This window comes from Enterococcus sp. DIV2419 (genome assembly GCF_051711865.1).
GTDB classification, from domain to species: Bacteria; Bacillota; Bacilli; order Lactobacillales; family Enterococcaceae; genus Enterococcus; species Enterococcus faecalis.
The window spans coordinates 39,760-66,549 of sequence record NZ_JBIONS010000001.1 but is presented as its reverse complement, the minus strand read 5'-3'; the positions used below and the strand labels follow the sequence as shown (position 1 = coordinate 66,549).

Genomic DNA, 26,790 nt, shown 5'->3' with positions numbered 1-26,790 from the left:
GTGTTTCAACCCATTTGCAACAAACAATTGTCAAAGTAACAAACAACAAAAAGAGCCTTCCCCCATCACGCTGCTCTTCTTTTCCTATCATAATATATCCGTTAAATAAAAAACAGTAAATTCCGTTAAAATAAGATGTTTTTCCTGTAAATTGTTTTTATTTTTGGACAATATAGCGGATTTGTTTGTGAAAAAAATAGTAATTTTGACCAAAACACGAACTTTATAAAAAAGAAAGTCTTTTTATATTGGAAAAGCGGAACAAAAACTATTTTTTTGAAAAAAATAACTAAAAATACCGAATAAACAGCATTGGTCTAGTCCTTAGACGTCTCTAAACAAATACTAGCAGCAATTGGTCTAGTCTTTAAGGAGGAAAAAGAACGCTCTTTTGCTTAAGCAAAAGAGCGTTCTTTTTTATTTGAGGTTAATCCTTCATATAAGGTAACTTTTTAGCATAACCTTCTTTATTCACTTGACGTGCCCGGGCAATCGCCAAATCTTCTGAAGGGACATCTTCTGTGATGGTTGAACCAGCAGCAGTCACCGCATGATCACCAATCGTGACTGGCGCAACAATGTTCGTTGCAGAGCCAATAAACGCGTGATCACCCACGACTGTTTGGTGTTTATTTTTGCCATCATAATTAACAAAAACAACGCCGCAACCGACATTAATATCTTTGCCTAAAGTTGCATCACCAACGTATGTTAAATGGCCCACTTTTGTGCCTTCATCGATTGTTGCATTTTTTACTTCCACGAAGTTACCAATGTGTACGTTTGCCCCCACATCTGCTTTAGGACGTAAATGTGCATACGGACCCACATCGGCCCCCTCGCGAACCACACTTTCTTCAATCACAGACTGTTTAACAACCACTTGATTGCCGATATGACTATCAACGATTTCTGAATGTGCGCCAATCAAGCAATCTTCGCCAATCACTGTTTTTCCTTTGATAGTGACTCCCGCTTCAATGACTGTGTCTGAACCAATTACCACGCCTTCATCAATATACGTTGTATCTGGATCAATAAATGTAACACCATTTCGCATATGCATTTCATTTAAACGACGATGCATTATTTTATTAGCAGTGGATAAAGCAACACGATCATTTACACCCATTGCTTCGTCAAAGTCTGCCATTTGATAAGCAGCGACAGCTTTGCCTTCTTTTTTCAAAATTTCAATGATATCTGTTAAATAGTATTCCCCTTGTGTGTTGTTTGTATCTGTTTTCGCTAACGCTTCAAACAATGATTCATTATCAAAACAGAAGGTTCCTGTATTAATTTCTTGAACACGTGCTTCTTCTTCACTGGCATCTTTTTGTTCCACGATTCGTTCAACAATGCCCACATGGTCACGAATAATTCGCCCATAGCCTGTTGGGTCTTCCGCATGCGCTGTTAAAATAGTCGCACTTGCATTCTTACCTTGATGGTAATCGAATAAGTTTTTCAAGGTTTCTGCAGTTAATAACGGCGTATCCCCTGTAATAACTAATGTTGTTCCTTGTTTACCACCTAATAACTCTTGTGCTTGCATGACTGCATGCCCAGTTCCCAATTGTTCAGCTTGTAAGGCATATTGACTACGTTCGCCTAAATGGCTTTTAATCATTTCCGCCCCGTGTCCAACGATCGTCACGATTTCTGTTGGTTCTGTTTGTTCTACTTGATCTAAAATATGTTCGACCATTGGTTTACCAGCAACTGGATGCAATACTTTATAAAGTTTAGATTTCATGCGTGTTCCTTTACCAGCTGCTAAAATAATTGCGTATCTATTTTCCACGTTTGCCACCTCAAATTAACTAAATTGTTTGATTTTCTTCTAAATCGTCCTCATTATACCTTTTCTAGTTTATCTTACTCTTTTGTCTTTTTCAACAAAATAAGGCATTTAAAAGGTAGACCAATTTATTTTCTCATCTTTTTTTAAAGGAATAAAACAGAAAAAAAGAACCTGAAAATGGAATGGACCATTTTCAGGTTCTTTTTCAAATTATTTCTCTGTGAAATAGTTTCCTGGGACTACGCTAATCGTTTTTGTTTGTGTATCCACATCTTCCACATATAATAGCGAAGTGTAGTCATCGATTGCACGACGGCCATTGAATTTTGACTCAGCAAAAACGGTAATGCCCACAAGTTCTGCTTCAAATTCTTCAATCATACTCTTCATACCATTGACGGTGCCGCCGCCTTTCATGAAGTCATCCACGACTAAAACTTTTGATCCGCGTTTTAAGCTGCGTTTTGAAAGTTCCATTTTTTCGATACGTTCTGAAGACCCTGATACATAGTTCACGCTCACCGTTGAACCTTCAGTAATCTTAGAATCGCGACGAACAATCACAAACGGAACATTTAAGTAATAAGACACAGCTTGCGCAATTGGTACTCCTTTGGTCGCAACGGTCATTACCGCATCAATTTGTTTGCCTAAATATTTAGAAGCAATAATCCGGCCCACTTGTCTTAATAAATTCGGTTCCCCAAGTAAATCTGAAAGATAAACATAGCCCCCAGGTAATAAGCGATCTTGTTCTGACAAACGATCACACAAATCCATAATCAACTGCTCCGCTTCCTCATAAGGAATTTCAGGGATAAAGCGGACACCGCCTGCAGCGCCTGGAATCGTTTCTAAAATACCTGTTCCACGTTCTTTAAATGTTTTTTTAACAATTGCTAAATCTTCACTAATGGAAGACTTGGCAGATTGGTATCGGTCAGCAAAATATGTCAAAGAAACCAATGTATGGGGATGATCTAAAAGATATTGGGTCATATCGATTAATCGTTCACTTCTCCGAATTTTCAAATTCGTCACTCCTTTTCATTCTATCGTTCCTTATTATAAGGGGTTTAACCGAAAAATTCGAGGATTTTTTTCAAATAACTGAAAATAGTTCGCCATTTCTTTTAAAAAAAAGAAATAAAGGAGAAAAACTTTCGTTTTTCTCCTTAGTTTCTTTGCATTTTTTGTTTTCGTTGGACCATGACAACCACTCGGCGATAAATATTGACTAATAAGAATAAACCAATAAAAATTAGGGTAATACTTGCACTCGGTGGTGTTTCCAAATAATACGAGCTAGTCAACCCTGTTAGCATGCCAATCAAGCCCATAAACACACTGATAATAATCACCGTGTTAAAGCCTTTACCAATTCGCATACCTATTGCAGCTGGTAAGACCATAATTGCTGAAATTAACAAGGCTCCCGCGATCGGAATCATCACAGCAATCGCCACACCAGTAATTACATTAAAAAGCATCGACATCCAATGAATAGGTAGCCCATCAACATGAGCAGTATCTTCATCAAATGTTAAAACATACATTGGACGTTTAAATAACATAAACAATAGAACTAAAACTACGAATAAAATTGCCAACATAACCACTTGATCCCACGTAATCGTGACGATGGAACCAAATAAATACGATTGAATACTAGCAGCTGAATTGCCTCCTGTTAAATTCATCAAAACTAACGCCAAAGCCAAACCGCCTGACATTAAAATAGCAATCGAAATTTCTGAATAGGTGCTATAAATCATTCGTAAATATTCTAGAATGATTGCAGCCACAATCACGACAATTAAGGTCATTAAATTAGGATTCCAATTAAAAAAGAAGCCTAGTGCCACACCGGCTAATGACACATGTGAAAGGGTATCTGCCATTAAAGATTGTCGGCGAATAACTAGAAAGACGCCGAGCATTGGGGCAATCACTGAGATAAACAGTGCTGCTAAAAAGGCCTTTTGCATAAATGCATAAGAAAGCATTTCTGCCATACGATTCACTCCTTACCGCTAAAATGAACACTACCATTGTAGCGACGTTTAAGCGAATTAATTTTTTAATTCCTGCTTATTTTTTAAATTTTTCCAACATTTCTTTAAGCCGTTCCTTGGCTTTCGTTATTATCGAGCCAGATAACGTTTTATTGGAAAATTTACGTATACGATTCTTCACTCATATGGAAGCAACGCCATTTCGAATCTTCTTTGCGGACAAGACGAATTTGACGATCCACATAGGTTTTGATATCTTCATGATCATGCGTAATCATCAAAATAGCTTTTCCATGTTCATGCGCACTGTGTTGCAACAATTGATAAAATTCGTTTCGCGATTGTTCATCCATACCTGTTGTTGGCTCATCTAAAATAAACAAATCTGGATCGGTCGCAAACACTCGTGCTAAACTAATTCGTTGCTTTTGCCCTCCAGAAAGCTCGCCAATTCGTTTGTGGCGCATTTCCCACATGTCCACTGATTTTAAAGCTTTTTCCACATGAAGATGATCTTTTTTCGTCAACGGTTTGAACCAACGATTTCTGGGAAAGCGACCTGAACGTACTAATTCAATGACGGTGCTAGGAAAGCCCGCATTGAAAGAAGCGACTTGTTGTGGAATGTAGCCAATGCTGATTTTTTCACCAGCACTATTTTTTTTAGCGACCGTAATTTTGCCACTTGTTGGTTTTAATAACCCTAAGGTACTTTTGATCAGCGTTGACTTGGCAGCGCCATTTTCTCCTGTTAAAATAACGAATTCCCCTGGATCAACATAATAAGAAACATCTTCTAAAACAGGTTCATCATCATAATAGAAGGTTAAATTTTCGACTTCAATATAATGCATAAGTTGGCTCCTTTCTGTTGCCAGATTAATGAATGCTTTTTTGTAAAGCAGCGAGGTTTTCTTTCATGACAGACACATAGTTCTCGCCTGCTTCTTGTTCTTTTTGAGTTAAACTCTCTAAAGGATTCAATACGGCTAATTCGACGCCTGTCTCATCTGCCAATGTTTTGGCTACTTTTGTAGAAGCCGATGCTTCAAAATAGATCACAGAAACATTGTTTGTTTTAATATATTTTTTTAATTCGGCTAAACGACTTGGCGAAGGTTCTTGGTCTGGAGAAATCCCAGCAATCGGTTCTTGGGTCAAGTCATATTGTTTTGCCAAATAGCCAAATGCAGCATGTTGCGTCACAAATGTCCGATTTTTAGCGCCTGCAAACGCAGCTTGGTATTCCTTATCTAGCGCAGTCAATTTTTCCAAATAAGCAGCGGTATTTTTTTCAAATACGGCTTTTTTCTCAGGATATTTTTTGATAAGCGCATCCCGAATCGCTGTTACTTCTTTTTGCGCTAACACGGGATCTAACCAGACATGCGGATCCAGTTCGTGGGAATGGTTATGGCCTTCATGACCTTCTTCGCCAGATTCTTCCTCTTCTGTTCCTTGCATCAATTGAATGGATTGACTGGCTTCCACGATTGAAACTTTTTTCGTGTCCAAGTTTTCAATAACATTCGGAACCCAAGTTTCTAGCTCTTTACTATTATAAACAAAGACATCCGCATCAGTAATTTTCGCTAAGTCTTTTGCGCTTGGTTCATAATCGTGTGGTTCCGTTCCAGCTGGAATCAACAGCTCAACCTCTCCCTCATCACCAACGACTTGTTTTGCGAAGTCGTACATCGGATAAAAAGTAGTCATTACCGTGAGCTCTTTCTTCTCTTTTGGCGATTGTGTGGTTTGCCCACAACTAGCTAAAAGAAAAGCACTGATTGCTAAAGTAACGCCGATTATCAAACGGCGGTAGATTTTCGTCATGTTCTGTCCTCTTTTCGATTTACCTATTATAAATCGTAATATTTACGATTTGCCAGGAATACTGTACCAAATGGATCACGGGACGTCAAGGAATAAAAACAAATTTTATTTAAACAAAGTTATAAAAAGCAAAGGAACATCCTTATTAAGGAAAACATACACGATTGACTACAAAAAAAGAAGTCTGTATAATATGAAACATTAAGAGTCATATGGCAACCTTTATAGAAAGCGCTTTCGATTTTCACCTTATTGATAGCGCTTCCTTATGTTGAATAATGCGATTTTCTAAACAAAAAATTATAGGTGGTATTGATAATGAAAAATCCGTATGTCCAAATAACCGACCAAGAACAATATAAAAAGTCAATTCGTCGAATTCCTCCAAAAGATCCTAATATTTTTTTAATTGAGAGACCTACAGCAGGTGAGATTATTGCTCTATGGTGGACAACCTCTTCCCGTGGCAAATCAACTGATAAATATATACCAAAATATTTCAAGCGTATCTATCGAGTAGATATGATTAAACAACGTAAACTATTCATCAAAGCTAACGTTATCTCCGAAGAAAATAATACTTATGTACTGACTGAACTAGGAGAAATGTTAGTACATAAATACTTTTATATTATTGAAGAGCATAATAATTCTTCCAATGATTCTTTCAATACTGAACGAAGAAAGTTAGCTGATAAAATTCTATATTCGCTAGGCGGTGAAATATAATGCAAACGGAAGTTAAAGAGTTTATTGCTTTTGATATTGAAACAACAGGTTTAGACTTCCATCAGGATGCTGTTATTCAGATATCAGCTGCAAGATACGTTGATGGTATTGAAGTTGATTATTTTGATACATTGGTAAATAGTGACTACATTCCAGATGAAATTACCAAATTAACAGGAATCACTAATGACCAAGTACTAAATGCGCCAACTTTAGATGAAGTTATGCCTTATCTTTTTGATTATTTAGGAGATACGATTCTAGTTGGACATAATATAAAAAGTTTTGACTTTCCTTTTTTAAAAGCAAAAGGATATAATATTGCAGAAGGACATGAAATTTATGATACTCGCTATTTTGCAGCCACACGAAAGCATGGGGCTGTAAACAATCAATTAACTACATTGAAATTACTTTTTGGTATCGATGCGATTTCACATAATGCATTGAATGATGTTAGGATATCTGCAATTGTATTTATGGAATTATTAAAGATAGAACCTCAAGAAAAAAGCTCTACTCTTAAGAAAAGTAGCTTGGACTCTTTTGAATTAGATGATGATACTACACCTTTTTTTGAAGGAATGTCTTTTGTAGTAACGGGGGCATTTGATGATTCTAAATATAACCGTAAACAAATTGAAACACTGATAAAACAACATGGCGGTAGGGTATCGTCAAGTTTATCTGCCAAGACTGATTACTTTATCCAAGGTATTCAAATTTCTTCCCAACTTAAAGACGGAAAGCACAGCAGTAAAGAACTAAAATATATAGAGTTACGTGAAAAAGGGGTTGATATTTATAAATTTAATGGTAATCAGTTTTATGAACTAATTACAAACTATAGAAAATTGAGGAAAAATTAATGACAGAACTAAAGAAAATAACTTCAAAAAATGGACATGTTTACCTCTTTAAAGATATACAACATAAACAACGAAATGAGTTAGGCATAGCCTCTGGACAATCAGTACTGATTTCAATTTTTGAACCGGATCCATTCTATTTTACAGAAGATATTCAACTTATTCATTATAAAGATATCGTTAAAACCGAATCCGTTTCTTCAAAAGAAAATGAATTTTTTGAATATGTAAAACAAAATTCACCAGTTGCTTATAAAAAGAAAATCTCGGATAGTTATGGTATCTCTGAGTATATTAATTATGCTCCACAACTTAAATTTAAGTATATTATAAAAGATAATATACTAACTATTACGGGGGAAGTTAAAGACAGAAATGTTAACTTTCCAATTTCTCAGCCTTATGTATATGTCGATAAACCAGAAAATGAAATTCCGTTAGATAATAATTTAAAATTCCAATATGTAGTCAACGATTTCAATATACATGCTCCCGAATACAAAGTATCGTTTATTTTAGGTACTTCAAAAGCCGAGTATGGGCGTTCTTTCAATATGAAAAATTTCGAAGGTGTTTTACGCACCCCATCTGAAATTAGTTCTATGAAAGCAAAAAAAAAGAAATAGTTACTTAAATAAAGCAAAAAAGTTCTACGCCTAAAATTCGAATTTAGACGTAGAACTTATTTATTTCAATGTCCGAACCAAATAAACTTCTTCGCAAAAGCCTTTGAGTCCATTATAAATCCGTTGTGCTCGTGTTTTCTTTTCACATAAAGCAAAGACTGTTGGTCCACTGCCGCTCATCAACGCTGCATCAGCGCCGTACTTCAGCATGCGATCCTTGATTTGTTGCACGATTGGATGTCTGGCAATCGTGACACTTTCCAACGCATTGCCAACCGTTTGGGTCATCCCAGTATAATCACCATTCTCAATAGCTATTCTTAGTCCAGCAATATCTGGATGGTGCAATTCATCTACCGCTAAATCATTAAAAACGGTACTAGTGGATACACTAATTCTTGGTTTAACTAACACAATCCAACATTGAGGCATGGTCGGTAATGTTTCAATTTTCTCCCCACGTCCGTTTGCAAAAGCTGTTCCGCCCCTTAAACAATAAGGAACATCCATACCAATTTGGCTGCCAATTTCACAGAGTTCGTCCATCGTCAACCCCAGATTCCACAGTTTGTTCAAGCCTCGTAATGCTGCGGCACAGTCACTGCTCCCCCCTGCTAAACCAGCTGCCACGGGGATACGTTTTTCAATATATATTTTAATTCCTTTATGAATATTATAGGTACGCTTTAATAAGTCAACTGCTTGATAGACATGATTCCGTCGATCCACGGGTAAAAAAGAGCTGTCCGTTTCAATACGAATGATGTCTTCTTCTAGATTTTCAAAAGTTAAATGATCGGCTAAATCTACACTTGCAAAAATAGATTCAACTTCATGATAGCCATCCACACGTTTATGCAGAACATCTAACCCAAGATTAATTTTCGCAGGAGCTCGTTCGATTATTTCCATCGGTTCCCTGATTCACCTTCCTTAATCTTTTGTCTACCAACATTTTAATCTTTTAGATTCTATCATATGTCCATGAAGAAGTACACCGAAGATTGCTCTTTCTCTGACGACAGATGGCTGAAATTAAAAAGAGCTTAGGAACGAAGGGCTCTTCCTTCACTCCTAAGCGGACTTTCTAAATTATACGGCTTGACCGATGAATTCGATTTCAACGGTGCGTGTTAAAACATCTGAATAGCTATAAGATACACGTTCAAATGAGTTCTCGTCTGGATCCAAGTCAACAACAAAAACAGATGGATAAGTCTCCGTTAAGATTCCTTTACGTTCTGTTTGGCGCTTTCTTCCAGTCTGAGCAACTAACATAATTTCACTGCCGATACGGCCTTCCAAATCTTTCTTAATTGACGATAACGTTGTTGGCATTGCATTCACCTCGAGAAACATTATATCACTTTTTTTAAAAAATTTCAAGTTTATCATACTAGAAGTCTGTTTGCAACTACTTTTGCTCGACAAACCGGGTGTTTTGTCGAATTTTTATTCATTTTCTAATGTATATTTCATTTTTGCTTTGGCACGATCATAGGCACTTCGGACAGCTGAAAAAGTTCCCCCACGCACTTTAGCGATTTCTTCTAACGTGTAGCCTTTTAAGTATGCGTTTAAAATTTGTTGTTCCAACGAGGAAAGACGTGTCGGAAAAGCTGCCAATTTTTCTTGAATCATTAATTGACCTAATGGGTCGGTAGCCGCTGTCCCTAAATAGTCCACTAACTCTTCACCAGCGCTTTCTAATCGTTGTTCCAGAGAAATAGACAAGGTATCTGTTCGCCGCTTATAGGCGCATTGATGGCGAATTAAGCTATGTACGTGATTTTCAAAATTTCGTTTAAAAAACTTTCCTAATGATGCTTGTTTTTCTGAATCAAATCGTTCTAACGTCCGAAAGAAGACAATTCGTCCTTCTTGAAGCCAGTCCTCAGTATCATAATCTTTTAAATAGTATTTTTTCATGCACTTATAAATCACTGGCTGATATTGCCCATATAAGGCTTGAAATTGTTCTTGGTCTCCTGCTAATGCTTGTTGAATCTGTTCTAACATAAAAAGCCCTCCTTTTCGATAAACGTATCGAATGATTTAGGAGAGCATAGCATGTTAGAAATTTATGACTTAAGCGAACATTTGTTTAATCTTTTTTTTGAGACAATTCTTCTAGCTTCTCAGAAAGTTTTGATAACTGCTCCACGTTCCATGGAGAATTTCGACGAAATTGCTGGAAATGGATATCCGTTGCATGAATGGCAATCGTCTTTTCTGTTTTCTGGACAGCTTTGTAAAGTTCATTGGCCGAAGTCCGCAATGCACCTTGTGAAAAGACCACCCATTGTTCAGCCAAATCACTCGTTGCGACTGTTACTTGCGTTAAACGATCATTTTTTTCACCAGCTAGACGTTCAATATAACTATCTGCTGTTTCATCTTCTTTGGTGAAAACCACGGTCAAAAGGTACTTTTTGTACGTTTGCTGAATACCTGGGACTAATTGGGCATCAAAGACCACAATGATTTCCAACCCTTCATATTTGGCATAATTGGACAGACGACTAAGAAGCAGTTCACGCGCATCCTCTAAACGCTCTTGCTTTTTCAACTGGACCAATTCTGGCCAAGCACCAATCATATTATAGCCATCAACGATTAACAATTGTTTTTTCATACAATCGCCTGCTTCTATAATGGGTTGCGGCCACGATAGACTTCATACATTAGCAAGCCTGCAGCCACACCAGCGTTTAAGCTTTGAACGTGTCCAGTCATTGGAATCGTTAATAATTCATCCACTTCTTTATGAAGACCTTGACTCATGCCACGGCCTTCATTTCCGATGATTAAGGCAATTGCGCCTTGTGTATTCCAGCGACGATAATCCGTCCCAGACATATCTGTACCAAAAATCCAAAATTGATTCTCTTTTAGCGTTGCAATACTTTGCGCTAGATTCGTTACACGAGCCACTGGAATATGTTCCACGGCCCCTGTTGATGCTTTGGTTACGGTTGGTGTAATTCCCACTGCACGATGTTTCGGAATGATAATACCGTCCACGCCTGTCGCATCAGCAGTTCGCAAAATTGAGCCAAAGTTATGTGGGTCCTCTAGACTGTCTAAAATTAGGAAGAATGGTGTTTCTGTCTTTTCTTTTGTTTGTTCCAATAATTCTTCTAAAGTTAAATATTGATACGCCGTGATTGCTAAAACCATGCCTTGATGCACGCCGTGATCACTCATCGTATCTAATTTTGCTTTAGGCACCCATTTGACTGGAACAGCCTGTTCTTTCGCTGCTTGTTTTAATTGCTCAATTTTCTCGCCACGAGCATCTTCTTGTAAAAACAATTTATTCCCGCGTCCTTGCTGCAACGCCTCAACAGTGGCATGGAAACCAAAGACAAAGTTATCTGCTAGCTCTTCTGAGGTTCCATCAGCACCTGCTGTCGCTGGTCGTGGGTTCCGTTCTTTTGAACGCTTATCTGAACGTTCTGGACGTTTCTTACCTTTTTTAAAAGGACGAGATTTTTCATTTTTCATTGGTTTCACCTACTTTCTTGATACACCAGTTAATTAATTCTTCTAAACGTTCTTTTTGTTGTGTCAAATGTAAATAACCCATCAAGGATTCGAAACCGGTCGCTACCCGATAGGTCGTCACATCAGCATTTTTGGCAAAGGTGTGACTTTTAGCATTCCGACCGCGTTTGTACATCACTTCTTCTTCCTCCGTTAGCATTTCTCCCGCTAACATCGCTTGCATTAAGCTTGCTTGGGCTTTTGCTGACACGTAATGTGTCGCCATGCGATGCAAAACATTCGGTTTCGTTTGTCCCAAGGAAACTAAATAATCACGAATGTAAATTTCATAAATCGCATCGCCAACATAGGCCAAAGCTAAACCGTTTAATTGTTTGTAATCTCTCATTCACTTCTTCTCCATCTCGTTCCTTGCGGAGTATCTTCTAAAACAATGCCTTGTTCTTTTAATAAATCGCGGATTTCATCACTTCGGGCAAAATCACGGTCTTTCCGTGCTTGGTTCCGTTCTTCAATTAACGCATCGACTTGTGCGTCCACTAATTCTTCGTTTTTAAAGAATAAACCAAAAATAGCTAACCAGCCACTGAAAAGCTTATCCATCGCCACTAGAACTGGTTCCGAAACTGTCGCTTGTTCACTGTACTGATTCATCATCTTCGCTAATTCATAAACGACCGTAATCCCGTTAGCTGCATTGAAATCATCGTCCATTTCCGTAATAAAACGTTGTTCTAATTCGTTTAATTGAGCCAAATAGTGTTCATCCTCTGGCAAACTTGCGACCGCATCTGCTTGTCTAAAACGTAAATTTTCAAACGCATTTTTCAATTTTTGATAATTGGCTGCTGCCTCTTTTAGAGTGCTTTCGCTATAACGAATCGGGCGACGGTACTGGGTGGTGGACATAAAGAAACGTAAAATTTGCGGATCCACTTTTTGAATCATTTCATGAACAGTAATGAAGTTACCTAGGGATTTGCTCATTTTTTCATCGTCTTCACCAATTGTGACATAGCCGTTATGCATCCAGTAATTGGCAAAGGTATGGCCTGTTTTGGCTTCGCTCTGTGCAATTTCATTCTCATGATGTGGAAATTCTAAATCTTGTCCACCACCGTGAATATCAATCGTCTCTCCCAAGTGTTTTGTCGCCATGACAGAGCATTCAATATGCCAGCCGGGACGTCCTTTCCCCCAAGGAGAATCCCAAGAAATTTCATCTTCTTTGGCACTTTTCCAAAGAGCAAAATCCAATGGGTCTTCTTTTAATTGTTGTTCAACGCCAGTTCGTTGACTTGCCCCCACTTCTAATTCATCAATCGATTGATGGCTTAATTTACCATAATTAGGGAATTTACGGGTGCGATAATACACATCACCTGCGACCTCATAAGCAAAACCTTTTTCAATTAAAACTTCGATGAAAGCTAAGATATCAGGCATGTGGTCCATCACCCGAGGATGTAACGTTGCTGGTTGAACATTCAATGCTTGCGTGTCTTCTTCAAAGGCTTTGATAAAACGATCCGCCACTTCCGGCGCAGTAATTTTCAATTCTTTGGCTGCCTTGATAATTTTATCATCGACATCTGTAAAATTCGAGACATAATTCACTTCATACCCACGATATTCAAAATAACGACGAATTGTATCAAAGGCGATCGCACTGCGCGCATTACCGATATGGATATAGTTATACACGGTTGGTCCGCAGACATACATCCGAACTTTATGCGCCTCAATTGGCGTAAATACTTCTTTTTCTCTGGTCAATGTATTATAAATTTTAATCATGTCCTTTTTCCACCTTTCTTCCATTTAGACGAACGACTTTCGCAGGAACACCCACAGCTGTGGCATCTGCTGGGATGTCTGAAATAACAACAGCACCCGCACCAATTTTTGAACGTTCACCAATCACAACTGGCCCTAAAATTTGAGCTCGTGCCGAAATCATCGCTCCTTTTTTCACTGTTGGATGGCGTTTACCCGTATCACGACCGGTCCCACCTAACGTCACTCCGTGAAACAAAACAACATCTTCTTCTATTTCCGCGGTTTCCCCAATCACAATGCCCATGCCGTGATCGATAAAAACCCCCGCACCAATTGTGGCCCCAGGATGAATTTCTACGCCCGTTATGAAACGCCAAAATTGTGCATGAATCTTCGCCAACAAAAACAACTGATGCCTATATAAGAAATGAGACAAGCGATGCCAAAACAGGGCGTGCAAGCCAGGATACGTTAAAAGAACTTCTAGTGTGGTCCGCGCTGCAGGATCGTTTCTTTTAACAGCTGCGACGCTACGTTTCAACCAACTCATATGGTGAACTCCTTTCTATTATACAAAAATAAAAAACGTCTTTTAAGCAACAAAAAAACGTTGCTTAAAAGACGCCCATGCGTGGTTCCACTTTTCTTCACAAGAACTAGCTCTTGCCTCGATACAGTTAACGCCTGCCGACGTCTTCGGTTACTTTTTTCACCAAAGCCACTCATAGATGCATTTCGACAAAAGATGCTCGCTGTTCTCACCACCCACAGCGTCTCTGAAATCCATCTGCTTGTCTACTTCTTCTATTCTTTGTGTTTTTATAACACTTTATTTAAATGATCTAATGCTTTTTCTTTGCCTAATAATTCGATGGTTTCGCCTAATTCAGGACCATGCATTTGTCCAGAAACAGCAATTCGAATTGGCATAAACAAGTTTTTGCCTTTAACGCCGGTTTCTTTTTGGACGGCTTTAATCGCTGCTTTAATACTTGGGACATCGAAAACGTCCAAGGCTTCTAATTGTTCTTTAAACGCATGTAACACAGTTGGCACTGTTTCTCCTTGCAAGAATTCTTTCGCAGCATCATCTAAAACTGGATGTTCATTAAAGAACAAGTTTGATAGTTCCACAATTTCAGCTGCATAACTCATTTGTGGTTGATACAAGCTAACTAATTGTTTTAACCATTCGATTTTTTCAGGAGATGGATTTTCTTCAACACGACCGTCAGCGACTAAATAAGGAATACACATATCTGTTAGTTCACCTAAGTCCATTTGTTTCATGTATTGATTGTTAATCCATTCTAATTTTTTCGCATCAAAGGCCGCTGGTGACTTGCTTAAGCGTTGTTCATCAAACAATTTAATCAAGTCTTCTTGTGAGAAGATTTCTTCTTCGCCAACAGGAGACCATCCTAGTAAAGCAATAAAGTTGAACATGGCTTCTGGTAAGTAACCTAATTCACGGTATTGTTCAATAAATTGTAAAATTGTTTCATCACGTTTGCTCAATTTTTTGCCAGTTTCTGAATTAATGATTAAGGTCATATGGCCAAAGACAGGTGGTGTCCATTCAAACGCTTCGTAAATCATTAATTGTTTTGGTGTGTTCGCAATGTGATCATCGCCACGTAAAACGTGAGAAATTTTCATTAAGTGATCATCTACTGCAACGGCAAAGTTATACGTTGGCATCCCATCGCGTTTTTGGATGACAAAATCGCCACCAATGTTATCTGACTCAAAAGTAATTTCACCTTTCACGATGTCATCAAATTTGTATTCTGTATTACGTGGCACACGGAAACGAATCACTGGTTCTAGACCAGCCGCTTCTTTGGCTGCTTGTTCAGAAGGTGTTAAATTCGCACAAGTGCCTGCGTAGTGAGGCATTTCCCCACGAGCTTGTTGTGCTTCACGTTCTGCTTCTAATTCTTCTGGCGTACAATAACACTTATACGCACGATTGCTGCTTAATAATTGATCAATCAATGGTTGGTAAATTTCTTTACGTTCTGATTGACGATATGGACCATATTCTCCCGGATGAGCAGGTGATTCATCCCATTCCATCCCTAACCATGCTAAGTTTTCCAACTGACTTTTCTCGCCGTCTTCGATGTTCCGTTTTTGGTCGGTATCCTCGATACGAATGATAAATTCTCCGTCATTGTGGCGGGCAAATAAGTAGTTAAATAATGCTGTTCTTGCATTCCCAATGTGCAAGTGTCCAGTTGGACTTGGTGCGTAACGCACACGAACTTTCGTCATGTTCATTCCTCTTTCCATTTTTTAAAAACAGACGGTTTAACGTCGTTTTCAGTTATTTTTCCAATAAAGCAACGGCAATTGCGCCGATTCCTTCTTTTTTACCAACAAAGCCCATCGTTTCCATGGTCGTTGCCTTAATGTTCACTTGTGTGACCGCTAAGTGGCAACTCGCGGCTAGATTCTTTTTCATCTCTGCCAAGTATGGGCTCATCTTTGGCTCTTCCGCTAAAATTGTACAATCAATATTGCCAATAGTAAAGCCCGACCGCCCAACTTTTTCATTTACTTTTTTTAATAAGTTTACAGAATTCGCATTTTTGAACTGTGGATCGGTTTCGGGAAACAGTTGCCCAATATCACCCAGACCAGCGGCACCAAGGATTGCATCAATAATTGCATGTGTTAAAACATCGGCATCTGAGTGACCTAACAGACCTTTTTCATAAGGAAGAGTAACCCCACCAATAATTAAAGGTCGTTGCGGAACTAATTGATGAACATCAAAACCTTGACCGATTCGAATCATACTAAGTCCTCACTTTGCTTAATTTTTATCGTTTTTAGGATGGTTATCCTTGCGATCATTAATCCCGCGACCCGCGTGTGCCGGTTTGGCAAAAATCATACGCCCAGCTGCGGTTTGTAAAGCACTTGTGACGACCACTTCGATTTGCTCATTCATGTAATGCTGGCCATCTTCTACCACAACCATTGTGCCATCATCTAAGTAAGCGACCCCTTGTTGACGCTCTGTTCCGGCTTTTACAACCATCACATTCATCGTTTCACCTGGAATCACCACTGGTTTCACAGCATTAGCTAAAGCATTAATGTTTAAAACAGGCACATTTTGAAATTCAGAGACTTTATTTAAGTTGTAGTCATTGGTCACAACCACGCCATCTAATAATTTTGCTAATTTGATTAATTTACTGTCTACTTCAGAGATATCCTCGAAATCTCCGTCATACATCTCAACGGAGATACCTTCTTCTTTTTGTAAAGCATTTAAAATATCTAAGCCACGACGACCTCTCACCCGTTTTAAACTGTCTCCAGAATCAGCAATGTATTGTAATTCATATAAAACAAAGTTAGGGATGAGCAAAACACCTTCTAAAAAGCCTGTTTTCGCGATATCGTAGATTCTGCCATCAATGATGACACTGGTGTCTAAAATTTTGTATTTATGGAAGTTGTCTTCCACTTTACGTTCCAACATTTGTCCTTCGGTGTCTTCCGTATTTGCTTTCTTTTGGCGAGGTGTAAAAACTTTTTTCCACTCCTCAATCCGTGTTGTTCCCATTCGGAAACCTAAGTAACCCAGAATAATCATAACTAGAATTGGCAGTAAACTATTCACGACAGGAATTTGTAAGTTGTACATTGGAATGGAAATAATGACGCCAATTGTTAAACCAATGATGGCACCAATACTTCCAAATAATAAATAGGTTAAACTCATTTCATTTAAAGCTGCTTCGATTTTTTTGACAGCGGAAACAATATACTTTGCTAACCCTAAAGATAAAATAAAGAAAATAATTGCACCGATTAATCCGTTCGTAAAGTTATTGTTTAACCAACTGTTATTGCCTTGCTTAGCCATTTCCCAAGCCATTGGGAAAAGAGAAATTCCTAAACTTGCACCAGCAATGATCATCAGCAACGTGATGATTCGTTTTTGCATATAGCCATCCTCCTCGTTTATTTAATAAAGACATCTAGTGTTGTGGGGCGTACAAAAATCATACGCCACCAACAACCTAAACGGATTATTTCTACTTTCATTATTTAAAAACTTTTCTTAACGTTTCACCAATTGTTGAAACGCCAATAATTTCAATACCTTCAGGCGCTTCCCAGCCACCAAGGTTATTTTTAGGGACATAGACTTTTGTAAAGCCTAGTTTTTGCGCTTCACGCACTCGTTGTTCAATACTATTCACGCGGCGGATTTCACCAGTTAAACCAATCTCACCAATGAAACATTCTGAAGATGAGGTTCCTTTTTCTTTATAGCTAGAAGCAATACTGATTGCTAACGCTAAATCAATAGCTGGTTCATTAATTTTGACTCCACCAGCCGCTTTTAGATACGCATCCTGGTTTTGTAACAAAAGGCCTGCCCGTTTTTCTAAAACCGCCATGATTAAAGAAACGCGATTAAAGTCCAACCCGGTGGTCGTTCGCTTGGCATTGCCAAACATCGTTGGAGTAACTAACGCTTGGATTTCCACCAAAATGGGGCGTGAACCTTCCATTGCTACCACAATTGAAGATCCGGTGGCTCCTTCTAAACGTTCTTCTAAAAAGACCTGAGAAGGATTCATAACTTCAACCAATCCATGTGTCTGCATTTCAAAAATACCAATCTCATTCGTTGAGCCAAACCGATTTTTGACAGCCCGTAAGATTCTAAAGGTGTGATGCTTATCTCCTTCAAAATAAAGAACCGTGTCTACCATATGTTCCAACATCCGTGGCCCTGCGATAGACCCTTCCTTCGTTACGTGTCCGACAATAAAAATGGCAATCCCATTCGTTTTTGCCAGTTTCAATAATTCGGCAGTTGTTTCTCGGACTTGACTGACACTACCAGCAACGCTGGTAACATCTGGCTGCGTCATTGTTTGAATCGAGTCAATAATGACATAGTCTGGTTCTAATTTTTCAATGGCTCGTGATATTTCGTGCATATCTGTTTCTGCGTATAAGTAAAATGTCTCGTTGACGGTGCCTAGACGCTCCGCTCGTAATTTAATTTGCTCAGCACTTTCTTCACCAGAAACATATAAAACCGTGCCACCTGTGGCTGCTAATTGTTGCGATACTTGTAAGAGCAATGTTGACTTACCTATTCCGGGATCGCCACCGATTAAAACTAACGAACCTGGAACAACGCCACCACCCAAAACCCGATTCAGCTCCACTAATTCAGTTTTTACACGCGGCTCTTTTTTAGGTACGACTTCAGATAGCCGTTGTGGTTGTGTCTTTTTACCAGTCAAACTTACTCTAGCACGACGATCAGAAGTATCTTGAATAACCTCTTCCACCATCGAATTCCATTGTCCGCAATTAGGACAGCGGCCGAGATATTTTGGAGACACATACCCACAGCTTTGACATTCAAATTGAACTTTTGCTTTTTTTGCCATGTAGAATCTCCTTATCTGTTGTTTATTTTAACATTTATTAAATGGTTTGAATAACGTTGCCTACTGAAAAAATGGGCTTTATTTTTGTCCGGACGAACCAAAACCGCCCGTTCTTTCTGCCTCGACTTGGTCATCATCCGCTAATAAAAACGGCTTAAAAATCCCTTGGCCAATTCGTTCACCTTTTTCAATGACAACATCTTCATATCCAAAGTTTAAAAATTGGAACATGATATGTCCTTCGTTATTCTCGTTATTATAATAATCACTGTCAATGACTCCGACACCATTCGCTAAAAGTAGGAACCGTTTTAGCGGGTTCGAAGAACGACTCACCAATTCTAAATATTCAGAATCAGGCATATACGCCTTAATTCCTGTTTTAACTAAAATTGGTTTGGGATTTTCTCCAGCTTGTTGTAACTTCCAAAGACTTGGTACAACGACCGTTTCGGCTGCTTGAAAATCATACCCCGCGGCACCTTTTGTTGCTCGTTGTGGGACACTCAAGCCCTCTTCTTGATACTTAGAAATAATCTCAAAACCACGTTGTTTCATATTCATTCTCCCCTACTGTCTAAACTACTCCTATTTTACCATAATCTCTGATACTCTGGTTGTTTTTAGTAAGTTTCTCATTTCTAAAAGCCCAGTTAATCTAGACTACGCAAAAAAGAGGAGAATTTTTGTTTATTTTCCTTCTTTTAGTCTATCATCTTCTCTTAAAATAAACAGACCAAATCCCAAAAAGTCCCAAGATTCCCTCAAAAAGTTCACACTTTCATTAAACTTTCTTTACTATTCATTATTTAGCACTTTCTAGTAGCCGCTGATTTTGTTATAATGAGTGTCAAATTTTACTGTAAAAAGAAACGAGGCACTTATGAGAAACAAACTCCAACAGGCCAAACGAATTGTGATCAAAGTCGGAACCAGTTCTCTGATTTATCCCAATGGCAATATTAACTTAAAAGCAATTGATCAATTAGCCTTTACTTTGAGTGATTTAAGCAACCAAGGCAAAGAAATTATTTTAGTTTCTTCTGGCGCAATTGGTGTCGGACTGAATAAATTAAATCTATCTGTGCGCCCAACGACAATTCCCGAACAACAGGCAGTCGCTGCAGTCGGCCAAGCAGAATTAATGAACATTTATAATCAGCGGTTTTCAACCTATAGCCAACAAATGGCACAAGTTTTATTAACTCGTGATGTTATTGAATATCCTGAAAGTCGCAATAATGTTACCAATACTTTTGAACAACTGTTAAAAATGAATATTATTCCTATCGTCAATGAAAATGATACTGTCGCAATTGAAGAATTGGATCACTTAACCAAGTTCGGGGATAACGATCAATTGTCTGCCATTGTCTGCCAAATTGTTCAAGCTGACTTGTTAGTTATGTTATCAGATATTGATGGTTTCTTTTCAGACAACCCTACTGTCAACAAAGAAGCCACGTTATTTTCTGAAATCAATGAAATTAATGAAGACTTGTTCCAATTAGCCGGTGGTAAGGGAAGCCGCTTTGGCACTGGTGGGATGTCTAGTAAATTAAAAGCTGCTGAACGTGTGTTAGCTAATCAACAGGCGATGATTTTAGCAAACGGAAAGCAGCCAAAAATCATTTTTGAAATTTTAGAAGGAAAAGATATCGGTACGTTATTTATTAAAGGAGGGCATGAAAGTGACTGATTTAAAGCAACTAGGGCAACAAGCTAAAGAAGCCTCTTATACGCTAGGCTTGATGGATACTCGTCAAAAAAATACTTTGTTAAACAAAATGGCCGCAGCCATTGAAGCCAATGCACCCCGCATTTTACAAGCAAACGCATTAGATTTAGAGCAAGCCGCTACCCACGGAATTTCTGAAACAATGCAAGACCGCTTACGTTTAACAGAAGAACGGATCACAGCGACGGCCGAGGGCATACGCCAAGTCGCTACTTTACCCGATCCAATTGGGGAAGTAGATAAAATGTGGCGCAATGAAGCGGGGCTGTTAATTGGGCAACAACGCGTGCCTTTAGGTGTTATTGGAATCATTTATGAATCGCGGCCAAACGTGACAACAGATGCCGCTAGCCTTTGTTTCAAATCAGGAAATGCTGTTATTCTTCGAGGCGGAAAAGAAGCGTTTCACTCCAATCAGATATTGGTGACAATTTTACAAGAAGCGCTAATACAACAAGCCGTTTCTCCCCATCTCATTCAATTTGTTGATGATACTTCTAGAGAAACAGCCCAACAACTTATGCGCTTAAATGACTACTTGGATGTCCTCATTCCGCGTGGCGGCGCCAACTTAATCAAAACTGTTTTGACAACAGCCACTGTTCCTGTTATTGAAACGGGCACAGGCAATTGTCATATTTACGTGGACAAAGACGCCCAGTTAACAATGGCAACTGAAATTATTGTCAATGCTAAATGTCAACGTCCTTCTGTCTGTAACGCCGCCGAAACGTTATTAATTCATCAAGAAGTGGCTGAAGCCTTTTTACCAACAATTGAAAAAGCCTTGAAGGAGTTTCACGTGGAACTTCGGGCAGATGAACGTGCGTCAGCAATTTTTGAAGAAGCCATTCCAGCGACTGAACAAGATTGGGAAACGGAATTTCTCGACTTTATCTTAGCAGTGAAAGTCGTTGATTCTTTGGACGAAGCCATCCAGCATATTAATCGCTACAATACAAAACATTCTGAAAGTATTATTAGTGATAATTACTTTGCCACACAACAATTTTTACAACAAGTGGATGCAGCCGCTGTTTATGCGAATGCTTCAACTCGTTTCACGGACGGTTTTGAATTTGGATTTGGCGCCGAAATCGGCATTAGTACGCAAAAACTACATGCCCGTGGACCTATGGGCTTAGCAGAGCTTACTTCGACAAAATATGTTATTTATGGAAATGGGCAAGCACGTTCTTAGAAAGAAAAACCCTTGATTTAAAGATCAAGGGTTTTTCTTTCTCTTCTCCAATGTGCATTTTTACACATGAGATTGTTCACAGTTCCACAATCTATTCTTGATATTTTTTTTGAATCCTCATTATACTTTCTACATATGCTTGTTTCACTTGGACTGGCTCTAAAATTGTCACTTCTTCACCAAAGCCCATAAAATAGTTGGCTAAAAATTGTGTTTCTGTTGGATGAATCTGTCCAACTAAAAAACACTGCGTGGGCGTTTCTTCCAACTGAATATTGTCAAAGCGATGTTTATAAAAAAATTCTTTGCCTTTTTCTGTAATGATTGCTTTAAATGGAATCGTACGTGCCGTCGTTTGTTGATGGCGATACGATTCTTTCAGTTCTTCAGTCGTAAAATCCAGTGTTTGGTTTAACTGCTGAATAGCCTCCATAAAATCACATCGGTAAGTACGCCAAGCCTTTTTAGTCACATCATAGCCTGAACAATACCAATATCCTTCTAAAATAGTTAACCGGGTTGGTAAGATTTTTTTCGTTGTTGCTTCATATCTGGTATAGTTAAACTGAATTACTTGTTGCGCCAAAATACAATGAAACAGCTGCTCTAAATTGCCTGGTGCTTCTACTTGTTCAATTCCTTCGTAATAGACGACCTTACTCATTTGACTGATTTTAAATTGGGTTGGTTCATCTAAAGAATGCAATAATTTTTGCTGAATTTGCTGATAGGAATGACCAAACGGTGACTCTGCGACTAATTTCAGTAATTGTAACGAAAAAAAGATCGCTAACACTTCGTTTTCATTAAAATAAATCGGCGGCAACAACGGTTTGTTTAAAACTCGATAGCCACCATAACGACCATTCTCCACATATAGCGGCACGCCTAAATTTTCCAAAGCTTCAATATCCCGCAAAGCTGTGCTTTTAGAAATCCCAAAAGTTTTCATTAACTGATTTAAATTAAACTGAGGATGAGTTCTCAAGAAAAAAAGTTCCTGATTTAAACGTTCTGATTTTTTCATTTTTCCCTCCATCGGTGTCACTTTTTGACACCTTTTATTGTTATGCTTATCTTATCAATCTTAGGAGGTTCAAACAATGAAAAACACACAATTTGCCCTTTTTATGGTCTTAAACGGACGAGCAACGGAAGCCTTGACGTTTTACCAAGAAGCCTTTGCTGGTGATATTCTTTTTAAAATTACTAATCAAGAATTTAAAGAGCGTTTAAATCCTTCTTTGACCATTCCCGCTGGCGAAGAACACTGGCTTTCTCACTCGATTTTACAAATGGACACTTTTCAATTACAACTAGCTGATAATCCTTTGTTTGCAGGAATGAATACCACGCCCACAGAACAATTGACCCTCAGCTTAACCGTCGAGAGCCGTCACTCTGCCAAAACAATTTTTGAAAAACTCACGCGCCATCCCGAATCCTGTATTATCCAAGAACCAATTGAAAATGAATTTGCAACATTTTATGCGATTGTGAAAGATCCTTTTGGTTTAGTCACTCAAATTACTCATGAAAAACAAGCAGATCCTACCAAGAAAGGACGTTAGCCGAAGAATGCGAACCTATGAATCAAAAGAAGCCTTGATTGAGGCCATTCAAATAGCTTCACAAAAATATTTAGCTGAATTTGCAGAAATTCCTGAAACACTTAAAGATCACCGAATTGAAACAGTAGCTAAAACACCTTCAGAGAACTTAGCCTATCAATTAGGCTGGCTCAACTTGCTGCTTTCTTGGGAAGAACAAGAACAACGTGGCCTGACCGTTCAAACGCCAGCTGAAGGTTATAAATGGAATCAACTGGGTGCTCTCTATCAATCATTTTATCAAACCTATGGACAAATGAGTTTAGAAAGTCAGCTGATTGCGTTGCAAGACACCTTAGAAAAATTACTTCATTGGATTGACTCGCTTTCCGAAGACGAATTATTTTTACCTCAACAACGGGCTTGGGCGACCACCAAAGCACAATGGCCTCTTTGGAAATGGATTCACATTAATAGCGTTGCCCCTTTTACTAGTTTCCGAACGCAAATTCGCAAATGGAAAAAAGCGTGTCTTTAAAAAGTTATCCACATTTTTTCAAAAAAAGCTTGACAAGCATTTTTAAATTCTCTACAGAAAACTTTGTGGATGAAATTTCTTATTTTTTCCAAAAAACTTTTCCACAATGCTTATTTGTTCGACATTAAATCTTTGTAAATTCTAGAAAAAAGAAGATGAAAACGTTGTTTTAATAACGTTTTCATCTTCTTTCAACTTTAGGGGCTCCTTTACTTTTAGCAAGCAGCCCTTCTGAACTTGCGTTTATTTTTTTTAGCAACTCGAAAACTTATCCTTGTGGATAAACCGAGATAAAAAGCTTTTTTGTGGTTTTCAACAGAGTTATGCACAAAGTTATCCACAGGGCGTTTTCAGCAATTTTTCGGAGAATATTCGTTGTTTAATCTGGTGATTTAGCATTTGAATGTCAATCCCTTACTACTAATTCTTCTTCACTCCACCCTTAGGATCCTAATAAAATTTTAAAGTTTTTCTTCTATTGGTACATCAAATAAAGAGTATGATAAACTATAGGTACTTTCGAAAAATCAGGTGAGGTTATTTATGAAAAATAAAAGTAGGCAGTTTTTAAAAAACAACTGGCCTTATATGTTAGCCAGTTTCTTCATTCCATTTTTAATTATGGCAATTATCTATTTGAGTATTGGGATTTATCCAGGAAGTAGTCGCAGTGTTTTAGCCAGCGATGCCTTTTCTCAATTTTCAAATTTTCACGCAAGCTTTAACAATGTTCTTCATGGAAAACAAAGTCTTTTCTATACGTGGAATGCTTCTTTGGGACTAAACTACTTGTCCTTAATTTCCTATTATCTTGGTGGCTTATTTACGCCGCTCGTCTTTTTCTTTAACAATCAAAACATGCCTGATGCGCTCTATTTCCTAACGTTGTTGAAAATTGGGAGTGCTGGCTTGAGTTTTTGGTTCTTGGCAAAACAAACCTTTAAGATTCCTAAATGGTCCCATGTGACTTTAAGTGTGTCTTATGCGCTAATGTCCTTCATTGTGGCCCATTCAGAATTAATTATGTGGCTGGATGCCTTTATTTATCTGCCACTCGTAATTTTAGGAATTCATCGTTTAATGGACCAACGAAAACCGACATTATTGTTTGTCAGTTATTTCTTGCTTTTCATTACAAATTATTATTTTGGCTTTATGATTGGGTTGTTTTCCTTCCTGTACTATTTTGCACGAACGTTTACAGACTGGCAACGATATAAATCTCGAATCGTTGCGTATTTTACTACTTCTCTTTTAGCTGGTGGAGCATCCATGATTATGGTCTTACCTGCTGTCTTAGATTTACGAACCAATGGTGAAACTCTTTCTGAAATTACAACCTTTAAAACAGAAGCGACTGCCTTTTTAGATATTATTATGAAAAATATGATTGGCGTTTACGATACAACCAAATATGGGTCCATTCCTTTTATTTACATTGGGTTGTTGCCTTTGATTTTTTGTCTCTTCTATTTCGTTACGAAAGAAATTCCATTGAAAAACAAACTACTTTTTGGCAGTTTGTTTGTCCTATTGATTGCTAGCTTTTACATCACGCCCTTAAATTTATTCTGGCACGGTATGCATGCGCCGAACATGTTTCTTTTCCGCTATAGTTTCCTCTTTTCATTCCTAGTTATTTTGCTTGCTGGTTATGGTTGGGAAAAATTTGAAAAGGATGATCTCGGCGTCTTAAGCGGCTTGATTTTGATTCTTTTAGCAATTTTTGCTCTTGCGATGGGCACAAAAGGTGCTACTAGTTATACGTATGTGACTTTAACCTCTTTCGTATTAACGGCAACTTTTTTACTATTATACTTTTTCGGGATTGCTTTTTATCAATTGAAAAAAGCGCCTATGCAATACTTAGTGATTTTACTATTGCTGCTCGTTTCTGGTGAAGCAATCATTAATACACGAGCGATGGTCACTGGTATTTTAGATGATTGGAACTACGCATCACGCAGCTTGTATTCTGAGCCTTACCCTGACTTAAAAAATCTAGTCGATCAAACAAAAAAAGAAAATGATACCTTTTATCGCTTGGAAAATTTAAATGGTGTTTCGGCCAATGACGGCATTAACTATGGCTACAGTGGCATTAGCATGTTTTCTTCCGTACGGAACCGACATTCTTCAACATACCTAAACGCCTTAGGTTTCCGCTCGCGAGGCACGAATTTAAATATTCGTTACCAAAATAATACCTTGTTAATGGATGCTTTGATGGGCATTAAATACAATATTGCTGAAAACAATCCAATGAAATTCGGCTTTGAGCGACAAGCAGCTGCTGGTAAATATCAGCTTTATCGTAACGAAAATGCTTTGCCGTTAGGATTTTTAGCAGACAAAGAGATTTACAATGTCCGGCAACCTCTCAATGATAATTTAGGTAGTCAAACAAATTTACTAAATGCTTTAGCCAATACCAATGAACGGTATTTTACCTTTTATCAACCAACGATGACGCTTCAAAATAACGTGACAATTACGCAAAATACAGCTGGCGTAACTTTTACGGAGAAACAACATAACGTAGCCAAAGAGATTTCTTATACAGTCAATGTGCCCGCCAATACGCAAGCTTATTTGAGTTTATTCCCAACGGATTTTGCTCAATTGGAAAGTTCCACTGCGACGGTCACCGTGAACGGCTCAAGTCAGCAATCACAAATTGGCATTACTGGCCAATATTATAATTTAGGCTACTATCCAAAAGATACAACTGTTAACTTCAAAGTAAGTTTTTATGGAACCAAAGCAGTAAGTTTTGTTCAGCCGCAAGTAGTTGGCTTAAATACCAATGCATTTGAAAAAGCCATTTCCGCCGTGCAAGAAAAAGGCGTTGATTTAACCACTGGCAAACGCTCTGCTTCAGGTACCTTTACCGCCGACAAAGATCAAGTACTCGTCACTACAATTCCTTATGACAAAGGTTGGCGTGTCAAAATTGATGGCAAAAAAGTTACCCCAAAAGCCTTTAAAGATGCCTTTCTAAGCGTTCCTGTCAGCGCTGGAACCCATACTATTCAGTTCTCTTATTTACCAGAAGGATTGATTCCTGGCATCGTGTTATTCGTTCTATGTACTGGTGGTTTCGTTGCCTACGTAACCTTGATTCCTGCTAGACGAAACCGTAAAAAAGAAGACAAATAAAAAA

27 protein-coding genes and 1 other annotated feature are annotated in these 26,790 nt (G+C 38.3%); of the genes, 8 read left to right on the top strand and 19 right to left on the bottom strand.

Annotation, left to right across the window (positions count from 1 at the left end; genetic code table 11):
* Positions 1–427: 427 nt before the first annotated feature.
* The 5 genes from glmU to IGI97_RS00270 form a co-directional block, all read right to left on the bottom strand.
* Entirely contained in the window at positions 428–1,813 is a 1,386-nt protein-coding gene (gene glmU, locus IGI97_RS00290; protein WP_002356067.1) for a bifunctional UDP-N-acetylglucosamine diphosphorylase/glucosamine-1-phosphate N-acetyltransferase GlmU, read from the bottom strand.
* Positions 1,814–2,014: 201 nt separating this feature from the next.
* Positions 2,015–2,836: a pur operon repressor gene (gene purR / locus IGI97_RS00285; RefSeq protein ID WP_002381336.1), complete on the bottom strand. Its 822-nt coding sequence runs from the start codon at positions 2,834–2,836 to the stop codon at positions 2,015–2,017.
* 143 nt (positions 2,837–2,979) lie between these two features.
* Positions 2,980–3,819, bottom strand: coding sequence for a metal ABC transporter permease (locus IGI97_RS00280; RefSeq protein ID WP_002383493.1), 840 nt, complete (start codon positions 3,817–3,819; stop codon positions 2,980–2,982).
* A gap of 161 nt (positions 3,820–3,980) precedes the next feature.
* Positions 3,981–4,673 carry a metal ABC transporter ATP-binding protein gene (locus IGI97_RS00275; RefSeq protein ID WP_002356064.1) on the bottom strand — a complete coding sequence of 231 codons (693 nt, stop codon included), beginning with the start codon at positions 4,671–4,673 and terminating at the stop codon, positions 3,981–3,983.
* 25 nt (positions 4,674–4,698) lie between these two features.
* Positions 4,699–5,652 (bottom strand): metal ABC transporter substrate-binding protein, encoded by a 954-nt coding sequence (locus tag IGI97_RS00270; RefSeq protein WP_002364579.1) that lies wholly within the window; start codon positions 5,650–5,652, stop codon positions 4,699–4,701.
* 318 nt (positions 5,653–5,970) lie between these two features.
* Between IGI97_RS00270 and IGI97_RS00265 the strand changes: the two genes are divergently transcribed.
* Genes IGI97_RS00265 through IGI97_RS00255 form a run of 3 tightly spaced genes read left to right on the top strand, consistent with a single transcriptional unit; the run spans position 5,971 to position 7,876 of the window.
* Complete coding sequence (locus IGI97_RS00265; RefSeq protein WP_002387446.1) at positions 5,971–6,381, top strand: hypothetical protein; 411 nt, start codon at positions 5,971–5,973, stop codon at positions 6,379–6,381.
* Complete coding sequence (locus IGI97_RS00260) at positions 6,381–7,250, top strand: exonuclease domain-containing protein (protein ID WP_002361478.1); 870 nt, start codon at positions 6,381–6,383, stop codon at positions 7,248–7,250. Before IGI97_RS00265 ends, IGI97_RS00260 begins: the two co-directional genes overlap by 1 nt.
* Positions 7,250–7,876 carry a hypothetical protein gene (locus tag IGI97_RS00255; RefSeq protein ID WP_104845985.1) on the top strand — a complete coding sequence of 209 codons (627 nt, stop codon included), beginning with the start codon at positions 7,250–7,252 and terminating at the stop codon, positions 7,874–7,876. The genes IGI97_RS00260 and IGI97_RS00255 overlap by 1 nt, the downstream gene beginning before the upstream one ends.
* Positions 7,877–7,936: 60 nt before the next feature.
* Here IGI97_RS00255 and ispE read toward each other — a convergent pair whose 3' ends face one another.
* The 13 genes from ispE to IGI97_RS00190 all read right to left on the bottom strand — a co-directional run bounded on the left by ispE (position 7,937) and on the right by IGI97_RS00190 (position 19,164).
* Positions 7,937–8,788, bottom strand: a complete 852-nt coding sequence (gene ispE, locus IGI97_RS00250; protein ID WP_002379846.1) for a 4-(cytidine 5'-diphospho)-2-C-methyl-D-erythritol kinase — start codon at positions 8,786–8,788, stop codon at positions 7,937–7,939.
* Positions 8,789–8,968: 180 nt separating this feature from the next.
* A complete protein-coding gene (locus IGI97_RS00245; RefSeq protein ID WP_002383497.1) occupies positions 8,969–9,271 on the bottom strand; it encodes a Veg family protein in 303 nt (100 codons plus the stop codon).
* A 57-nt stretch (positions 9,272–9,328) separates the two neighbouring features.
* Positions 9,329–9,895, bottom strand: coding sequence for a sigma-70 family RNA polymerase sigma factor (locus tag IGI97_RS00240; protein WP_002356059.1), 567 nt, complete (start codon positions 9,893–9,895; stop codon positions 9,329–9,331).
* 85 nt (positions 9,896–9,980) lie between these two features.
* Positions 9,981–10,511 carry an NYN domain-containing protein gene (locus IGI97_RS00235; RefSeq protein ID WP_002356058.1) on the bottom strand — a complete coding sequence of 177 codons (531 nt, stop codon included), beginning with the start codon at positions 10,509–10,511 and terminating at the stop codon, positions 9,981–9,983.
* 14 nt (positions 10,512–10,525) lie between these two features.
* The gene (rlmB, locus tag IGI97_RS00230; protein ID WP_002356057.1) at positions 10,526–11,383 is read right to left on the bottom strand and encodes a 23S rRNA (guanosine(2251)-2'-O)-methyltransferase RlmB; all 858 of its coding nucleotides are present in this window, start codon (positions 11,381–11,383) and stop codon (positions 10,526–10,528) included.
* The gene (locus IGI97_RS00225) at positions 11,373–11,771 is read right to left on the bottom strand and encodes a Mini-ribonuclease 3 (RefSeq protein ID WP_002356056.1); all 399 of its coding nucleotides are present in this window, start codon (positions 11,769–11,771) and stop codon (positions 11,373–11,375) included. Before IGI97_RS00225 ends, rlmB begins: the two co-directional genes overlap by 11 nt.
* Positions 11,768–13,180, bottom strand: coding sequence for a cysteine--tRNA ligase (gene cysS, locus IGI97_RS00220; protein ID WP_002356055.1), 1,413 nt, complete (start codon positions 13,178–13,180; stop codon positions 11,768–11,770). Before cysS ends, IGI97_RS00225 begins: the two co-directional genes overlap by 4 nt.
* Positions 13,173–13,712, bottom strand: coding sequence for a serine O-acetyltransferase EpsC (gene epsC / locus IGI97_RS00215; RefSeq protein ID WP_002356054.1), 540 nt, complete (start codon positions 13,710–13,712; stop codon positions 13,173–13,175). The genes cysS and epsC overlap by 8 nt, the downstream gene beginning before the upstream one ends.
* Positions 13,713–13,776: 64 nt before the next feature.
* Positions 13,777–13,983 (bottom strand) — a binding site (T-box leader).
* Positions 13,982–15,439 (bottom strand): glutamate--tRNA ligase, encoded by a 1,458-nt coding sequence (gene gltX / locus IGI97_RS00210; protein WP_002381335.1) that lies wholly within the window; start codon positions 15,437–15,439, stop codon positions 13,982–13,984. Its footprint overlaps the feature before it by 2 nt.
* Before the next feature lie 52 nt (positions 15,440–15,491).
* Positions 15,492–15,965: a 2-C-methyl-D-erythritol 2,4-cyclodiphosphate synthase gene (gene ispF / locus IGI97_RS00205; protein ID WP_002367570.1), complete on the bottom strand. Its 474-nt coding sequence runs from the start codon at positions 15,963–15,965 to the stop codon at positions 15,492–15,494.
* Positions 15,966–15,983: 18 nt separating this feature from the next.
* The gene (locus IGI97_RS00200) at positions 15,984–17,129 is read right to left on the bottom strand and encodes a PIN/TRAM domain-containing protein (RefSeq protein ID WP_002368622.1); all 1,146 of its coding nucleotides are present in this window, start codon (positions 17,127–17,129) and stop codon (positions 15,984–15,986) included.
* Positions 17,130–17,229: 100 nt separating this feature from the next.
* Entirely contained in the window at positions 17,230–18,600 is a 1,371-nt protein-coding gene (radA, locus tag IGI97_RS00195; protein ID WP_002356050.1) for a DNA repair protein RadA, read from the bottom strand.
* A gap of 78 nt (positions 18,601–18,678) precedes the next feature.
* The gene (locus tag IGI97_RS00190; protein ID WP_002361472.1) at positions 18,679–19,164 is read right to left on the bottom strand and encodes a dUTP diphosphatase; all 486 of its coding nucleotides are present in this window, start codon (positions 19,162–19,164) and stop codon (positions 18,679–18,681) included.
* A 319-nt stretch (positions 19,165–19,483) separates the two neighbouring features.
* On the opposite strand from IGI97_RS00190, the gene proB reads away from it, so the two are divergent.
* Positions 19,484–20,299 (top strand): glutamate 5-kinase, encoded by an 816-nt coding sequence (proB, locus tag IGI97_RS00185; RefSeq protein ID WP_002389550.1) that lies wholly within the window; start codon positions 19,484–19,486, stop codon positions 20,297–20,299.
* Positions 20,286–21,539, top strand: a complete 1,254-nt coding sequence (locus IGI97_RS00180; RefSeq protein WP_438737755.1) for a glutamate-5-semialdehyde dehydrogenase — start codon at positions 20,286–20,288, stop codon at positions 21,537–21,539. The genes proB and IGI97_RS00180 overlap by 14 nt, the downstream gene beginning before the upstream one ends.
* A gap of 91 nt (positions 21,540–21,630) precedes the next feature.
* Here the strand turns inward: IGI97_RS00180 and IGI97_RS00175 are convergent, their stop codons facing one another.
* A complete protein-coding gene (locus IGI97_RS00175) occupies positions 21,631–22,578 on the bottom strand; it encodes a helix-turn-helix transcriptional regulator (protein ID WP_002385468.1) in 948 nt (315 codons plus the stop codon).
* Between the two features lie 64 nt (positions 22,579–22,642).
* Between IGI97_RS00175 and IGI97_RS00170 the strand changes: the two genes are divergently transcribed.
* From IGI97_RS00170 to IGI97_RS00160, 3 genes are all read left to right on the top strand, one after another.
* Positions 22,643–23,110, top strand: a complete 468-nt coding sequence (locus IGI97_RS00170) for a VOC family protein (RefSeq protein WP_002367567.1) — start codon at positions 22,643–22,645, stop codon at positions 23,108–23,110.
* Between the two features lie 7 nt (positions 23,111–23,117).
* Positions 23,118–23,627, top strand: coding sequence for a ClbS/DfsB family four-helix bundle protein (locus tag IGI97_RS00165; RefSeq protein WP_002356044.1), 510 nt, complete (start codon positions 23,118–23,120; stop codon positions 23,625–23,627).
* Between the two features lie 543 nt (positions 23,628–24,170).
* Positions 24,171–26,786: a YfhO family protein gene (locus IGI97_RS00160; protein ID WP_002370603.1), complete on the top strand. Its 2,616-nt coding sequence runs from the start codon at positions 24,171–24,173 to the stop codon at positions 26,784–26,786.
* Positions 26,787–26,790: the final 4 nt, after the last annotated feature.

What these genes read in the sequence shown, in the direction of transcription:
- IGI97_RS00280 (WP_002383493.1), bottom strand. Translation starts at nt 3,819, where the DNA reads ATGGCAGAAATGCTTTCTTATGCATTTATGCAAAAGGCCTTTTTAGCA.
- IGI97_RS00275 (WP_002356064.1), bottom strand. Translation starts at nt 4,673, where the DNA reads ATGCATTATATTGAAGTCGAAAATTTAACCTTCTATTATGATGATGAA.
- IGI97_RS00270 (WP_002364579.1), bottom strand. Translation starts at nt 5,652, where the DNA reads ATGACGAAAATCTACCGCCGTTTGATAATCGGCGTTACTTTAGCAATC.
- IGI97_RS00265 (WP_002387446.1), top strand. Translation starts at nt 5,971, where the DNA reads ATGAAAAATCCGTATGTCCAAATAACCGACCAAGAACAATATAAAAAG.
- IGI97_RS00260 (WP_002361478.1), top strand. Translation starts at nt 6,381, where the DNA reads ATGCAAACGGAAGTTAAAGAGTTTATTGCTTTTGATATTGAAACAACA.
- IGI97_RS00255 (WP_104845985.1), top strand. Translation starts at nt 7,250, where the DNA reads ATGACAGAACTAAAGAAAATAACTTCAAAAAATGGACATGTTTACCTC.
- ispE (WP_002379846.1), bottom strand. Translation starts at nt 8,788, where the DNA reads ATGGAAATAATCGAACGAGCTCCTGCGAAAATTAATCTTGGGTTAGAT.
- IGI97_RS00245 (WP_002383497.1), bottom strand. Translation starts at nt 9,271, where the DNA reads ATGATAAACTTGAAATTTTTTAAAAAAAGTGATATAATGTTTCTCGAG.
- IGI97_RS00240 (WP_002356059.1), bottom strand. Translation starts at nt 9,895, where the DNA reads ATGTTAGAACAGATTCAACAAGCATTAGCAGGAGACCAAGAACAATTT.
- IGI97_RS00235 (WP_002356058.1), bottom strand. Translation starts at nt 10,511, where the DNA reads ATGAAAAAACAATTGTTAATCGTTGATGGCTATAATATGATTGGTGCT.
- rlmB (WP_002356057.1), bottom strand. Translation starts at nt 11,383, where the DNA reads ATGAAAAATGAAAAATCTCGTCCTTTTAAAAAAGGTAAGAAACGTCCA.
- IGI97_RS00225 (WP_002356056.1), bottom strand. Translation starts at nt 11,771, where the DNA reads ATGAGAGATTACAAACAATTAAACGGTTTAGCTTTGGCCTATGTTGGC.
- cysS (WP_002356055.1), bottom strand. Translation starts at nt 13,180, where the DNA reads ATGATTAAAATTTATAATACATTGACCAGAGAAAAAGAAGTATTTACG.
- epsC (WP_002356054.1), bottom strand. Translation starts at nt 13,712, where the DNA reads ATGAGTTGGTTGAAACGTAGCGTCGCAGCTGTTAAAAGAAACGATCCT.
- gltX (WP_002381335.1), bottom strand. Translation starts at nt 15,439, where the DNA reads ATGACGAAAGTTCGTGTGCGTTACGCACCAAGTCCAACTGGACACTTG.
- ispF (WP_002367570.1), bottom strand. Translation starts at nt 15,965, where the DNA reads ATGATTCGAATCGGTCAAGGTTTTGATGTTCATCAATTAGTTCCGCAA.
- IGI97_RS00200 (WP_002368622.1), bottom strand. Translation starts at nt 17,129, where the DNA reads ATGCAAAAACGAATCATCACGTTGCTGATGATCATTGCTGGTGCAAGT.
- radA (WP_002356050.1), bottom strand. Translation starts at nt 18,600, where the DNA reads ATGGCAAAAAAAGCAAAAGTTCAATTTGAATGTCAAAGCTGTGGGTAT.
- IGI97_RS00190 (WP_002361472.1), bottom strand. Translation starts at nt 19,164, where the DNA reads ATGAATATGAAACAACGTGGTTTTGAGATTATTTCTAAGTATCAAGAA.
- proB (WP_002389550.1), top strand. Translation starts at nt 19,484, where the DNA reads ATGAGAAACAAACTCCAACAGGCCAAACGAATTGTGATCAAAGTCGGA.
- IGI97_RS00180 (WP_438737755.1), top strand. Translation starts at nt 20,286, where the DNA reads ATGAAAGTGACTGATTTAAAGCAACTAGGGCAACAAGCTAAAGAAGCC.
- IGI97_RS00175 (WP_002385468.1), bottom strand. Translation starts at nt 22,578, where the DNA reads ATGGAGGGAAAAATGAAAAAATCAGAACGTTTAAATCAGGAACTTTTT.
- IGI97_RS00170 (WP_002367567.1), top strand. Translation starts at nt 22,643, where the DNA reads ATGAAAAACACACAATTTGCCCTTTTTATGGTCTTAAACGGACGAGCA.
- IGI97_RS00165 (WP_002356044.1), top strand. Translation starts at nt 23,118, where the DNA reads ATGCGAACCTATGAATCAAAAGAAGCCTTGATTGAGGCCATTCAAATA.
- IGI97_RS00160 (WP_002370603.1), top strand. Translation starts at nt 24,171, where the DNA reads ATGAAAAATAAAAGTAGGCAGTTTTTAAAAAACAACTGGCCTTATATG.